We start from the raw sequence: 13095 nt of genomic DNA on the forward strand, positions 1-13095 counted from the left end.
TCAGACCTCGATGAATTGGCCGAGCGTGGCGTTACCGACGGACAGGCGGTCGCCGGCGCGGGGAATCCGCCAGGTTCTTGTGTCGATCAGGATCCGGTCGCGCAGCGCCTTCGACACCCGGATGGCTTCGCGGACATCGGCGATGGGCTTGCGGTTTCCGGCAACCGGATAGCCGTTGACGAATTGTCCGGCAGTTCGCGGCGCCTTGTGACCGACGATCCGGGTCTGGACCTCGGCGTGATAGGCCGGCATCCCCAGCCGGGTGAAACCGAGATGGGTCGAGCGGCGGCGATCGTCCGGCACCCGGTCCGGGTCGTGGATGTGCCAGCGCTCGTAGAGAAAGCGCCAGGCGATGGTCGGTGGCAGGCATTTGCCGGCGATGAACTGGCGACGCGCTGCATAAAGGGCGGTCGGCTGCCCGAGGTGGGCCTCAGTGACCGACTGCGGCCTGATGTCGATCAGCTCGGCTTTCGGCCAGGTGGTCGTGTAGGTCTCGCGGCCGAGCCGGAACTCGTAGCTGGCTTCACGCGGGATCCGGACGATGCGTTGGCGGACGCCGAAATCGTCGATCAGGAAGGCCCGCGTCTTTGGTGGCGCGTTGAGGTGGACGGCGGCGGTGGGCTTCGGGGCGAGGATAACCTCGTCGTAGGCCGCGGCATGGAACCGGCCAACCCCCTCGGGGGTGACGGCCCGGATGGTCAGGGTCGTTTCGACGCCGCGGTCCCAGAGTTTTGCCGTACGCACGAAGCGCGACCAGGCGCCGACATCCTTGACCATACAGGCGCCAAGATAGGCCCTGTCCCGGCCGAACGCCTTGTTGGTGAAGTGGGCAAACCTATAGGTCGCCCGCGCCACGAACGGATGGACCCGCAACTGAGCAAAGCGCGCCAGAAACGCTGCCCGTTCCCCGACGGTCAACGCCGGGATCATGTAGGTCTTCGCCGGCGGCACGATAAAGCGGCGGGGCTCGGCGCCCATGATCCGGATATGCTCGGCAATCGATGCCGCGGTCCCCTTGCGGGCATGCATCGGCAGCGCGCGAGCGGCGAGAACCCGGCGCTTGTCCTCCGGCCAGTCGGCGTCCCAGAGATCGACAGACAGGCCCCAGGCCAGCCAGGGCAGATGCGGCGTCGGGATGCCAAACGGCTGAACCAGCTTCGGCAGATCGACCGGCAGGTCGTCAACGCGGGCGCCGCTGAGGTCGGCGGCCTCCTCGAACGCGGTCCGGTTCGGCGGCAGCAGGCTGGTTCGGGTCAAGGCGATCTCATTCGTCACGCGTTGAGGCGGTCGTGATGTCGATGGCGTCGACGGCGTAGACTTGCGTGACGTCGAGCACGACGTCTTCGGTAGGAGATATCAGGTCGACGGAATGCACGCCTTCCTGATGCAGCCTGGCGTAGATCGCTGAACGCCGGAGGTTCATGCCGAGCATCCGGTTCTGCTCGACCCATTCGGAGAGCGCCGTCGTCGCGCGATCGCGGACGATGCCGGCGTCCGGACCCGGGTAGAGCGTGAGGCGGGCCTCGATCGTGAGAGGCCGCAGAACAGGCGGCAGCACCTGCACCACGTCAGTCAGCGGCCGGATCGCATCGTCCTGAAGGTGCAGCCGGATCGTCTCGCGCTCGGCCTCGCTCGGGGTCGGATCGGGCCCGGCACGGAGCACCGTGACGCGGATCACGCCCGGCTGGGTCATGATCGCGGAGACGTCGCGCGCCCACGGCGCGACCGTCAGCACATGGTATTGGTAAGCGCCCTCCGGGCCGGCGACCGAAAAGGCCTCCGGCGCGAGCTGGACGCGTCTCCGAAGCCGGTCATCGGTTTCGCCTTCCTGCCGTGCGGTTCCGAACAGGGCTCCAAGGTGATCGAGGTTCGAGCCCCAGGACGACGCCAGTACGACAGCGCGCGCACCGTCGTTGATCCGCGACCGCAGCCGCAGTTCGCGATAGGCGAAGGCCTCGATCAGCTTCCGTGCCGGCTCGCTCTCGAGGTCGATGACGCCGGCGATCAGCGGAAACCGAGCGACCAGATCGTCGCGCATCTCAGCAACGATGGCCTCATACTCGAGGGTCTCGATGATATCGGGCGGCGCCAGGCCGGACAGGTCGATCGCGGTGAACCGGCTCACGGGACCATCCTCTCCTCGATCAGCAAGCCGTCAGGATTGGCATAGGCGTCGAGCCGCCGCGCGCCCTCTACCGTGAAGTCGCCATGGACGGCTCGCGGGCGATACTCGCCTTCCAGAAAGACATGCAGCTGGCCGTCGCGGGTGACCTTGATCACCTCGATCCGGGTCACCCGAAACCGCGGCTCCCATTGCTCGATCGCCGAGGTGATCGCGACAAAATACGGCGTCACCTCGTTCGGTGTGATCAGCCGGCCGAGCAGGTTCGGCACGAACGAGCCGTACCACTCCCGCATGACCCGCGATCCGAAGCGGGTGTCGAAGATATCGCGGAGCGACTGAACGACATGCTCCCAGCCCGTGACAATGCTCCCGGTGGCCGCATTGATGCCGACCGACGGGTCACGGAGATTGATGGACATGGTGCCGGCTATCGCTTCTGGCGTCGCGGCTTCTCGTCGTCATGGTCCAGCGGCCGCTGCGGCTCGCCGGTCTCAGAGACCGGATCTTGTTCTCGCAGCTCCGTTTCCGACGGAGTTGGGGCATCGATGGCGACCAGCGTGCCCAGCCGAAGCTCGTGTTCGGCCTGCTTCCCGGTCAGTTCAAGAACCATGCCGACACCGGTGTTGCGACGGGCCGCGACAAAGGGGCCCGCCTTTTCGGTGATGGCGTAGCGGGGCATTGACCATCCTTTCTCAGTTGGCGGGCACATCGGTCTTGCTGCTACCTACGACGATCCCGCCGTGGATGTGGGTCGCGCCGATGTTCTTGCCGTCATGGGTGACCTCGCCGCCGGAAATGGTGACGCCATCGCCCGTGATGTTCAGCGCGACACCACCGACATCGATAGCCAGACGGTCATCCTTGACGCTGATCCGCGCGTCGCCAAAGGTTAGGACATTCTCGTTGCCGCTCTCGGAGGGCGACGGGTTCTGATTCGACCAGGTGAACGGTAGCGCCACCCCCTGCTGCCAGTCGCCGGCCGGCGCCAGCAAACTGAACTGTTGCCCCTTCGAAGGCGGCGCATGGATCTTCAGTGCACCGGCGACCTGGGCGTACGGAATCCACGGCGACAGGAAGGGGTCGCCGTCAACGTCATTTCCGAAGTTCAGCCGCACGCGGTGCCTGGCCGGATCGACCTCCTCAACGGTTCCGTGCCTGACCATTCCAGCGATGCGGCGCTCGAGCTCGGCGACACGGGCAATGATTTCGACGATCTCACGCACGAGGCCAAGCATCTGTCGCTGTCGCGCCCGGCGGAGCGCTGCCCCAGGCGCCACGGCGCCGATCGCCCGATCGAGCCAGTTCATCACCGTTCAGCCCTTGCGGAAGGATGCAAGGCTCCGGCGGGGCCGGGGCTGGCCGCTCGCCCTGGCCATCTCGGCCTCGATCCGCCGGATCCGGCCGAGAAGATCGGTGGCTGAGCCATATTCGACGCTGCGGCCTTCAAAACTCACCCGGAGCGTGCCCGCGGCATAGGCTTTGCGGAGCGCCGACAGTTCGGCTTCGGTCCATTGCATGCCGTCATGTCCCCCGTGCGAGCCAGTCCCGGCGCCGCTTCAGCCAGTTCGGGTCGCGGGCGGGGTCAGGAGAGCGCCCCGCCCGCGCCGGCGTCGTCGGCGCACGTGACCCGGATGATCGCGATGCCGAGGCGGCGTCCTTGAGTTCGGTCTCGAGAGCCTGCCAGCGCGCGTCGGCCCAGCGATCGGCGCCGACGATCCAGGCGGCGGCCCGGGCATAGACCCGGGCGTCGAGCGCCTCGTTGCGTTCGCGGAGCTTCTGCCATTCGAGCCGCTGGAACCCGCGCCGGGTCTTCACGGTGACCAGTTGCTCGGCGACGAACTGCTTGCACCATTCGCTCTCGGCAAACGCCGGGATGTGAATGGTTCCCGGCGGAAACAGCACTCCCCGGGCGCGATCCTCGTCGGTCGGCCGCTCCAGGCGGAGAAACCGGTAGGTCTCCGCCTTGAAGGTCGAGACCGCGACCGTCCACAGCCGTGCGCCGCGGCGAAGCCTCCTGCCGCCGTCTGTCGCATCGACATAGGTCGGACCCGACACGGGACTTGCCCGGTTGAACCCCTCGACGCCCTTGACCGGGGCGACCTGGGCAAAGCCGGCGCGCCGGGCCCAGCCATAGACGGCCGGCGCTTCGTAGCCGGTGTCGATGGCAAGCCGGTGGATCCTGAGGTCGGTTCCCGAGGCATGGCGCCAGCTGCGGTCGAGCAGGGCATCAAGCGCCGCCCAGCTTGCCGCATGCCCGGGACCGCCCTCGATCAGGACATGATCGATCAGCCAGCTTTCGAGACCCCGTCCCCACGCCCAGACATCGACCTCGATGCGGTCTTTCTGGACATCGGCGCCGGCGGTCAGAAACAGGCCACCATCGGGAACCGTGCCGGCCGGCCAGTGTTCGCGCCGGTCATAAAGACGCTGCCAGTCGGGCGCTTCGCCATTCTCCATCCAGGTCTCGCCGAGGAGCACGTTCCCGGCCGTCTTCAGCGCGGCATCGTTATGCTGCGCCGCCTCCCAGCTTCGCGCGATGTCGGCCCAGCTGGTCCAGCCGGTCGGCGAATAGAGGGCCGAGATGTGATAACCACGGGTTCTCGGGTTGTCGGCCACCGCGGTCGGGCGCCATTCGCCCTTTGCCAGCATCTCCGTCCTGGCGGCTTCGCCGATCGGGGCGTCGCAATGCGTACAGACATAGCGGGCGGTCTCCGGCTTGCCCTTCTCCCAGCGCAGACGCTCGAACTGGAGCCACTGCATCTCCCCGCAATGGGGACACGGGACGAAGTAGCGCCGTTGGTCGGAGGCCTCATATTCCCGCTCGATGCGGCTGAGCCCCCTGATCGTCGGGGTCGAGACCAGAAACAGCTTCTTCCGGTGGCCGAAGGTGGCGGTGCGGGCTTCGGCCAGGGCGATCGGATCGCCTTCGCCGTCGACATCGCCGGGATAGGCATCGACCTCGTCGAGAAACACATAACGCGCCGGCATCGAGCGCAAGCCCGTCGCGCTGTTGGCACCGGTCATCACCAGCTGGCCGCCGGGGAACCGCTTGGCAAGGACCGTGTTGCCGCTGTCCCGCGAGCGGGCCGGGGCGACGATCGCCCTCAGTTCCGCACTTTCCTCGATCAGCGGATCGATACGCTGCTGCGAGTTGCGCTTGGCGAGTTCCACCGTCGGCTGGACCGCGAGGATCGGACCCGGCGCCTGATGGATGACATAGCCGATGAAATTGTTGCCGGCTTCCGTCGCCCCGGTCTGCGCCGCCTTCATGAACACCACCCGCTCGACCGGGCTCGCCGGCGAGAGGTTCTCCATGATCTCGCGCATGTAGGGCGTCCGGCTCGTCCGATAGCGCCCGGCTTCCGCCGCTGCGCGTCCCGACAGGATGCGGTAGCGATCGGCCCATTCGGCGACCGTCAGCAGCGGGTCCGGGGTGATTCCGTCCGCCAGGCTCCTCAGGAAACCGACGGCTTTCATGGTCATCAGAGGCTGAGTCTGGATTCTTCGTTCGCTACGGCCAGGAGCTGATCCCGGACATGGTGGGTGAGTTGCGCCTCGAGTTTATGGGGGTCGGCGCCAGTCTCCGCCGCGATCAGGGCCGAGACCCGCGACGGCCAGCCGAGCCAGGCGTCGCGCAGGCGGCGGGCAAACTCGAAGCCCTTGCGGATGGCTTCCTCCCGATCGACGACCTCGCTTTTCTCCCGGCGCAACTTCTCCCGCAACAGCTGCACGGTCAGCACCTTCTCTGCGGTCTTGGCATGGAGATAGCTCATGCCGCCGACCATCGGGTTGCCGGCCTCGAACAGCGTATCGCGAACCGCGCCGATGGCCTGTTCGGGAACCGGCCTGAGCTTCGGTTTTGACCGCTCCTTCGACGGGTCGGCGTTGCGGCGCCAGTCCCGGTCGGCCTTCACCGGATCGACGGTGCCATCCGGCTCCAGTGTCAGCCTGCCCGAGGCGATCGCCTTGCGCACGCTGGTATGGCTGACGCCGCGATGGGCGGCATAGCCGCGGATCGACAATCCCATGATCGTTCACCGCCACAACAAGCAATGAAAGAAGTCGCTTATTCGCTTGGCTTTGGTGCCGCGCAGAGCATCTATGACCGACACGATTGAGCCACTGGTCTCCGGCGCCCCGTCCCTTGGGGCTCGGGGTCGTAGAAGGCGCGCGATGGTCGCGAGCTTTCCGAACCCGAAGGAGACTCCCATGACCCGGCTTTCCGATTCCCAGCTCGTCGTTCTGACCGCCGCCTGCGAGCGCCCCGACCGATCCGTGTATCCAATCACCGCCAGGCTGAAGGGCATTGCCGCCGGCAATGTCCTGAAGAGCCTGCTTGCCAAGGGCCTGATCAGCGAGGTCCGCGCGAAACGCGACGACACCATCTGGCGCCATGATGAGAAGCAGGGACGCCTGACGCTGCAGGCTACCCCTGCGGCCTTCGCGGCGCTCGGCATCGACGAGAGCGACGAACCCGCGGCCGTCGAGGCCGAAACGCCGCAGACCGAATCCAGGGCCAAGCGGGCCCGAACCGCCAAGGCTGCCCGTGTGAATAACGACAAGCCGGCACGCATCCGCGAGGGCACCAAGCAGGCGATGCTCATCGACCTCCTCAAGAGGCCCACCGGCGCAACCATCACCGAAATCGTCGAGGCCACCAGCTGGCAGCCGCACACTGTGCGCGGTGCTATCGCCGGAGCGCTGAAGAAGAAGCTCGGCCTCGCCGTCACCTCGGAGAAGTTAGAAGGCCGGGGTCGGGTCTATCGCATTTGAACGCAGGAAAGGAATGTTGCTCCGGCTTCCTACCGAAACCGGAGCGACCTTTCGGATTATCGTTTCGGGATGGCAGCATCACCTGCTGCCATCGCTGGTTCAGTTCTTTGCAACCGGGATGAGAACGGCGTCGATGACGTGGATGACGCCATTGTCCGTCTTGATGTCGGCCGCGACGACCGTCGCGTCGTTGATCGTGACGCCTGCGCCGCCCTTGGTCACCTGAAGCATGCGGGCCGACGTGTTAAGCGGCTTCACATGGATCGTGTTGCCGGGCAGCATGTTCGACGTAAGCTCGCGGCCGAGGACATGATAGGTGAGGATCGCGACCAGCTGATCCTTGTTCTCGGGCTTGAGAAGGTTTTCGACCGTTCCGTCGGGCAGTTTGGCAAAGGCCTCGTCGCTCGGCGCGAAGACGGTGATGTTGTCGGTCGTGGCAAGGGTGTCGGCGAGGCCAGCAGCCTGGGCTGCGGCGATCAAGGTATTGAATGTACCTGCGGACTGTGCGGTCTCGACCACGTTGGCGGCCGAAGCCACGGCGGTCGAAAGGCCCAGCGCCACGATGGCGCCGGCGAACTTGCTGATCGTGTTCATTTCTTTCCCCTGTCCAATCTCATGTTTGTCTGATTACAGGGCCTTCCCGTCGAGACCTTCTGGTTGGATCACTTGGGCCGTGTAGGATCATCAATCGCCGAACCATCATTGCCTCACCGGTGTGGCTTCCGATGTTTGGTTCGGCCTGGAGCGACCCAATGCGCCCATCCGCCGCCGTGATCGATGACCTCAGCCTGAAGGCACCACTCGCCACGATCGGAACGCGGTGGCAGCTCGTCACCGACCAGGTGATGGGCGGCGTGTCCCATGGAACGATGACTTCCGAGGTCGTCGCCGGCCGGCCGGCGATCAACATGCGTGGCAGCGTCAGCCTCGAGAACAATGGCGGCTTCATCCAGATCGCGCTCGATCTCAGCCCAGACGACGGCATTTTCGATGCGAGGCCCTGGCTGGGCTTTGAACTGGACGTTTTCGGCAACAGCGAGGAATACAGCGCTCATCTGCGCACGTCCGACCTGACACGGCCCTGGCAATCCTACCGGCGGAGCTTCACAGCCGAGCCGCGCTGGCAAACGGTCTCGCTGCGTTTCGATCAGTTCACACCATATCGAACGGAGACATCCTTGGACGTTCGCCGGTTGAGGCGGCTGGGCCTCGTGGCGATCGGTCGGGCGTTCTCAGCCGATCTGTCGGTCGGCGGCCTGCGGTTATTTGGTTTTTCGGAAAATTCGGAGGCTGGCTGACCTCAAGCAGGTACGCATGATCGCCATGCTCGAGCATCAAAAAAAACAGCGCCACCATTGAGGAGATCGTCAGGGCCTTTGGCAGCCGCACACGCTGCGCGACGCCACCGCCGGAGCCCTCAAAAAGAAACTCGGCCTTGCCGTCACCTCGCAAAGGGTCGAGGACCGGGGCGCGTCTACCGACTGCCTGCCTGGCGGCTATCCGTCTCGAAAGGAAGCGAAGGAACCTCAAGCACTTCCTTCACTTCATACCCTCGAGCGCCTTCTTGATTGCCGCAAGACTGACCCCGAACTGACGGGCGATCACGTTCGGCTTGACGCCGGCCTTCACCGCCGCCCGGATCGCATTGAGCTTGCCCTGAGGGAGCGACGCCGCTGCGTCAATCGCAACGTGGGTCTTCGGACCGGACGTCTTGCGCACCGGTTGTGGTCTCTCCGATTGTTGCTCGCTGCGGAGCGTCGGACTTGTAGCCGGCAGGTCTCTGCGTTTCAGCTCCGCGGTAACCGCATCGGCAAGTTGCTTCAGCTCCCCTTCCGACAAGTGAGACAGAGCCGACGGCAGATTGGCAGGCAGGACTGTCCGCGATGTCGGTGGCGGCGAACGATGCGGGACCGGCCCCTTACCGCCGGCTGCGGTGGAGGTGAAGAGGTCGGGTGCTGGGTCGGTGGGCCGGCGCTTCTCCATGGGCCAGAGTATCGCGCCCGGCGCGCTCGCGGGAAAGCCCATTGAACAGCCGCCGCAGAGCGTAACTCCGTGCCAGCGACACGACAGTGAAGGCGATGCCTACCCCAAGATTCTGGGCCAAGCTCGCCTCGATCCCGAAGAGCGGGAAGACGATCATCTGCGCCAGGACGGCGACAGCAAAGCCGACGACGATATTTGCGACCGACTCGATAAGTGACATCGTCCGGGACTGCATCAGGCGGCGTCCTTCTCGGTCACACCCGTGCCGAGCCGGCCCGACTTGATGTCCTCGAAGGTCCCATCCTCACCGTCGAGGATGGCCGCCTTGCCAGCGAGTGCCTGCCAGCGCTCGACAATGACATCAACGTAGCGCGGATCGAGTTCCATCAGACGGCCTGCGCGACCGGTCCGCTCCGCTGCGATCACTGTCGTACCGGAGCCGCCGAAGAGATCGAGCACGATGTCCCGCGACTTGGACGAGTTCCGGATTGCTCGCTCGACCAGCTCGACCGGCTTCATCGTCGGGTGCAGGTCGTTGACCCGCGGCTTGTCGACGAACCAGACATCGCCCTGATCGCGGGCGCCGCACCAGAAATGATCGGCGCCGGCTTTCCAGCCATAGAGGATCGGTTCGTACTGGCGCTGATAGTCCGACCGCCCCAGCGTGAAGGTGTTCTTCGCCCAGATCACGAAGGTCGACCACTTGCCGCCGGCCTCGAGCCAGGCACGTTGCAGCGTGTGCAGCTCGGATGAGCTCATGCAGACGTAGCATGCACCCTTGGTCACCAGGAGCAGGTTGGCGCAGGCGTCCCGCAGGAACGTCGCAAAGCCGTCGCCCAGCGCGTCGTTGAGGATCCGTCGATCCTTGCCGGCCGATTTGCCCTTTGCCTTGTTGCCGTAGTCGACGTTGTAGGGCGGATCAGTGAAGGCCATGTCCGCGAGCGCGCCGTCCATCAGACGCTCGACGTCCGAGACCACCGTGGCGTCACCGCAAAGCAGGCGGTGGCTGCCAAGCACCCAGAGATCGCCCGGCCTGGAAACCGGGTCCACTGGAACCTCGGGAATGGAACCCTCGTCGGGTTCCACCCCAGAGGTTTCCACATCGACACCGGCGAGATAGCGATCGAGGTCCTGGGCAGAGAAGCCGAGAAGATCGAGATCGAATTCCTGCGTATCGAGTTCGCGGATCAGTGCCGAAAGGGCAACCTCGTCCCAGCCGGCTGTCAGCGCCAGCTGGTTGTCGGCAACGATCAGTGCATTGCGCTGCCCCTCAGTCAGGTGGCGGAGCCGGATGACCGGCACTTCCGCCATATCGAGCCGTTTTGCGGCTTCGAGCCGGCCGTGGCCCGCGATGATCGTCCCGGCCGCATCGACGAGGATCGGGTTCGTCCAACCGAACTCGGTGATGCTCGCGGCAATCTGCGCGATCTGTGTGTCCGAGTGGGTGCGCGGGTTGCCGGCAAACCCGGACAATGACGATACCGGCACATGCTCGAGCGCATAGGTCTCGGGGATCATGCATCGCCTCGATGTCGGGAGTGGAACCCTCGGAGTGGAAACCTCAGGGACCGTTCAGCCGGTCGAGGTTTCCACCATGCGCAGAAAATCGCCCCGCGCTGGAGGCCTGCATAACCTACGGAAAACACGCGCTTATTTCGCCTCGCTCAAGATCGCGGTCGGGATCAAGACGGGGTGGAACCCGGAACCTGGAACCCCAAACTGGAACCCCTGACGCTGGCGAAATCCCGGGGGGCGCCCCCTCGCGTTCAGGTTGCGTCAGGAAGGACCCGTGATATCAATGGCTTGGACGATCCGTATCGCCGGCTCGCAACCGATCTTGGGAAGCAAGAGGGTCGTAAAAACATGCCTTAGGTTGTGCCGTCGCGCTGCCGAGCAAGTGTCCAAACGAAAACGCCCGGAAGCTTGGCTCCAGGCGCAGTTCTGAGATTTCAATATCGGAACTATTAGATCCTCTGCAGCATCGCGTCAACAACAAATTAGTTCCGCGAACGATTTTTCTTTCATCGTGGTTATCCGTACGTCGAGTTTGTTTGTTGTTGCTTTCGCCTACCAAGATGTCGATGCGAACTGGACGAGCAGCGACGGGCGCGGTGAGCCACCATGCCGGAAGCCCACGCAATACTCATCACCGCCGCTCCAACCGGAAAACCCGCACCAGCGCATTGAGCGCGACGCGGAGATTGCCGATGTCCTCGTCCGGCCAGCGTCTCGTATCCTCGTCGACGCAAAGCACGCGGTAGACCAGAAGTGTTGGTCTACGGCCGGGCGAGAGACGATGCTCCCGGTCGCACTGGTCGAGAGCGTCGGTTGCGTCGTCGAACCGGCGCCTCAGTCGCTCGATGACGTCGAGCCCGGGTTCGCCTGGCGATCCACCGAAGATGCCCTCGTTGATCAGGATGCCGGCGACCGAACGGGGGCTGGGCATGGGCAATCCCATGGCGACGTGATGGCGCCGGTAGAGCTCGGCGAAGGCAAGCCCGGCCTGATACTGCTCGTCGCTGATCAGGCCGTGGAAGGCGAGCCGGCCGAAGGCGGTACCGAGCCGCTCGTCGCGGGCCTGTCTGGCGGTGACACCGTAGTGCCGCTTGCGGGCTTCGATCACTGTGCTCATCGCTTCCTTCTCCGTTTCCTGGCGAATGCGTTTGCCACAGGGGTGGCGCTTTCCGGGTTTGCGTTTGCGGCCACGGGTCATGACGCGACCCTCCGCGGCGCGATCCGTCTGCCGTACAGTTTCTCGCCAAGCTGCTTGACCAGCTCGCGCTCAGGCCAGGTGAGGCGGTGGTCCTCGACGCTGACGGCAAGCACACCCTGCTCGACCCATCCCTCGCGCTTGACGTCCTGTGTGGAGCGGCGCTCGCCGCCATAGCCTCGGGGGTGCCACCTCATGCCACGTCCTCCGATGGGAAGGCTTGCCGGATAATGGAGAGCGCCAAGTCCGCATCGGCCTCGTCGGGGTCGTGCCTAAGCAGGTAAGCTGCAAGCCTGGTGGCCGTGACCGGATCGTCGCGAAGGAGGCCGACGGCCATGTTGCAGTTGTTGCACAGCAACTGCCTTACGCGGTCGCTCATATGGCAATGGTCGACGACCAGCACTCCGTGGGGCTCGTCAGGCAGCGATCGGCAGATGGCGCAGCGTCCCTTCTGGGCGAGGCGCATCTGTTCGAATTCGCTGGTCGTCAGGCCGTAGTTCCGTCTCAGGTTATGGCGGCGGATTTTTTCGGCAGGCTCGAAACGTCTGGCATAGGCCGGGTTGCATGCCCGCGAGCAGAATCGTCCGCCGCCGCGCGCGATGTTCTTGACCCGCGTCCTGAAGCTCCGCCCGCAGGTGGCGCATGCGGCATTGACGACCGCCAGCTTTGGACCGATGGCAAGGGCGACCCTACTCCGGTTTAACTCGTCGATACGAGGGTTGCACTTCTGCGTGCAGTAGCGCCCGCCTCCCGGACGTCGCGTGGATTGATATTGGACCGTAAACGCCGAACCGCAGGTTTCGCAGACCCGGCTGACCGGCGAATGCCATTTGTCAGCCATTGATGCCTCCATTCGTCGTGACCGCCCAATGGAGGATGGCCAAGGCGTCGGCCTCGTCGGAGCTGGCAGGCGAAAAACCGTTGGCGATCACGGCGTCGATGACCTCGCCCTTGCCGGCATTGCCCTTGCCGCATAGGCACCGTTTCCATGTCCCCACCGGCACACCGCTGTACGGGACTCCCCGCAGCTCGGCCCACGCCGTCAGTGTCGCCATCAGCCCCCCAAAGACATGGGCCGCGTCGGTACCCGCATGGCGACGGACCTCTTCGAACCAGATCGCGGCGAAGGGCCCCGACAGCCGGTCGAGCTCGGTGAGCCAATTGGTGAAGCGCAGGTACCGCATGCCACCACCGTCGTAGCGGCCGGAGCGGAAGGACACGGTCCCGCTGGCGATCAGACCGTCCGCCGCCTGCAGGGCCCAGCCGGTCGTGGTGCCGAGGTCGAGTGCGAGAATGGCGCCAGCGCCGGAGGTCTCGCCGAGGTTCGGTCGGGGCGGCGGGCTTGCATCCGCCGCGGACAGAGTCAGAGTCGTCGAAGCCATGGATGGTCTCCGTTGTTGGGGTCATCGGTGGTGGAGGACGGCGGCGGCCTGGTGCCTGGCGGTGCTGGCCGCCGTCGTCGGAATTGGCGGCGCCTCTCAGGGCGGTCCGGTGGCGTGAGGCA

General features: G+C 65.1%; 18 protein-coding genes and 1 pseudogene. 3 read left to right on the plus strand and 16 right to left on the minus strand.

The window, feature by feature from the left end:
• The 8 genes from BLT60_RS22715 to BLT60_RS22750 form a co-directional block, all read right to left on the minus strand.
• A complete protein-coding gene (locus tag BLT60_RS22715) occupies positions 1-1257 on the minus strand; it encodes a phage tail protein I (RefSeq protein ID WP_175478598.1) in 1257 nt (418 codons plus the stop codon).
• Between the two features lie 7 nt (positions 1258-1264).
• Positions 1265-2125: a baseplate assembly protein gene (locus BLT60_RS22720; protein ID WP_090880827.1), complete on the minus strand. Its 861-nt coding sequence runs from the start codon at positions 2123-2125 to the stop codon at positions 1265-1267.
• A complete protein-coding gene (locus BLT60_RS22725; protein WP_090880829.1) occupies positions 2122-2544 on the minus strand; it encodes a GPW/gp25 family protein in 423 nt (140 codons plus the stop codon). Before BLT60_RS22725 ends, BLT60_RS22720 begins: the two co-directional genes overlap by 4 nt.
• Positions 2545-2552: 8 nt before the next feature.
• Complete coding sequence (locus BLT60_RS22730) at positions 2553-2804, minus strand: hypothetical protein (RefSeq protein ID WP_090880832.1); 252 nt, start codon at positions 2802-2804, stop codon at positions 2553-2555.
• 13 nt (positions 2805-2817) lie between these two features.
• The gene (locus BLT60_RS22735) at positions 2818-3360 is read right to left on the minus strand and encodes a phage baseplate assembly protein V (protein ID WP_244521401.1); all 543 of its coding nucleotides are present in this window, start codon (positions 3358-3360) and stop codon (positions 2818-2820) included.
• A gap of 78 nt (positions 3361-3438) precedes the next feature.
• Positions 3439-3642 carry a phage head-tail joining protein gene (locus tag BLT60_RS22740; RefSeq protein WP_090880835.1) on the minus strand — a complete coding sequence of 68 codons (204 nt, stop codon included), beginning with the start codon at positions 3640-3642 and terminating at the stop codon, positions 3439-3441.
• 4 nt (positions 3643-3646) lie between these two features.
• The gene (locus BLT60_RS22745; protein WP_090880838.1) at positions 3647-5608 is read right to left on the minus strand and encodes a phage terminase large subunit family protein; all 1962 of its coding nucleotides are present in this window, start codon (positions 5606-5608) and stop codon (positions 3647-3649) included.
• Entirely contained in the window at positions 5608-6153 is a 546-nt protein-coding gene (locus BLT60_RS22750; RefSeq protein ID WP_090880841.1) for a hypothetical protein, read from the minus strand. Before BLT60_RS22750 ends, BLT60_RS22745 begins: the two co-directional genes overlap by 1 nt.
• 181 nt (positions 6154-6334) lie before the next feature.
• Between BLT60_RS22750 and BLT60_RS22755 the strand changes: the two genes are divergently transcribed.
• Complete coding sequence (locus BLT60_RS22755; protein ID WP_090880937.1) at positions 6335-6898, plus strand: DUF3489 domain-containing protein; 564 nt, start codon at positions 6335-6337, stop codon at positions 6896-6898.
• A 99-nt stretch (positions 6899-6997) separates the two neighbouring features.
• Here BLT60_RS22755 and BLT60_RS22760 read toward each other — a convergent pair whose 3' ends face one another.
• Positions 6998-7492 carry a fasciclin domain-containing protein gene (locus tag BLT60_RS22760; protein ID WP_090880844.1) on the minus strand — a complete coding sequence of 165 codons (495 nt, stop codon included), beginning with the start codon at positions 7490-7492 and terminating at the stop codon, positions 6998-7000.
• Positions 7493-7650: 158 nt separating this feature from the next.
• On the opposite strand from BLT60_RS22760, the gene BLT60_RS22765 reads away from it, so the two are divergent.
• Positions 7651-8196 carry a CIA30 family protein gene (locus BLT60_RS22765; RefSeq protein WP_090880940.1) on the plus strand — a complete coding sequence of 182 codons (546 nt, stop codon included), beginning with the start codon at positions 7651-7653 and terminating at the stop codon, positions 8194-8196.
• 91 nt (positions 8197-8287) lie between these two features.
• Positions 8288-8353: pseudogene (locus BLT60_RS25075) on the plus strand (hypothetical protein); the annotation flags it as partial.
• Positions 8354-8437: 84 nt separating this feature from the next.
• Here the strand turns inward: BLT60_RS25075 and BLT60_RS24845 are convergent.
• From BLT60_RS24845 to BLT60_RS22800, 7 genes are all read right to left on the minus strand, one after another.
• Complete coding sequence (locus tag BLT60_RS24845) at positions 8438-8881, minus strand: hypothetical protein (protein ID WP_244521402.1); 444 nt, start codon at positions 8879-8881, stop codon at positions 8438-8440.
• Complete coding sequence (locus BLT60_RS25080; protein WP_425285044.1) at positions 8817-9116, minus strand: DUF7220 family protein; 300 nt, start codon at positions 9114-9116, stop codon at positions 8817-8819. Before BLT60_RS25080 ends, BLT60_RS24845 begins: the two co-directional genes overlap by 65 nt.
• On the minus strand, positions 9116-10399 hold the full coding sequence (locus BLT60_RS22780) for a site-specific DNA-methyltransferase (protein ID WP_090880849.1): 1284 nt from the start codon (positions 10397-10399) through the stop codon (positions 9116-9118). Before BLT60_RS22780 ends, BLT60_RS25080 begins: the two co-directional genes overlap by 1 nt.
• A gap of 628 nt (positions 10400-11027) precedes the next feature.
• Positions 11028-11513 carry a hypothetical protein gene (locus tag BLT60_RS22785; protein WP_090880852.1) on the minus strand — a complete coding sequence of 162 codons (486 nt, stop codon included), beginning with the start codon at positions 11511-11513 and terminating at the stop codon, positions 11028-11030.
• A gap of 77 nt (positions 11514-11590) precedes the next feature.
• Complete coding sequence (locus BLT60_RS22790) at positions 11591-11788, minus strand: hypothetical protein (RefSeq protein WP_090880855.1); 198 nt, start codon at positions 11786-11788, stop codon at positions 11591-11593.
• Positions 11785-12432 (minus strand): endonuclease VII domain-containing protein, encoded by a 648-nt coding sequence (locus BLT60_RS22795; protein WP_175478600.1) that lies wholly within the window; start codon positions 12430-12432, stop codon positions 11785-11787. The genes BLT60_RS22790 and BLT60_RS22795 overlap by 4 nt, the downstream gene beginning before the upstream one ends.
• Positions 12425-12973 (minus strand): crossover junction endodeoxyribonuclease RuvC, encoded by a 549-nt coding sequence (locus BLT60_RS22800; RefSeq protein WP_244521403.1) that lies wholly within the window; start codon positions 12971-12973, stop codon positions 12425-12427. Before BLT60_RS22800 ends, BLT60_RS22795 begins: the two co-directional genes overlap by 8 nt.
• Between the last annotated feature and the right edge of the window lie 122 nt (positions 12974-13095).

It is taken from the genome of Bauldia litoralis (assembly GCF_900104485.1).
GTDB lineage: Bacteria > Pseudomonadota > Alphaproteobacteria > Rhizobiales > Kaistiaceae > Bauldia > Bauldia litoralis.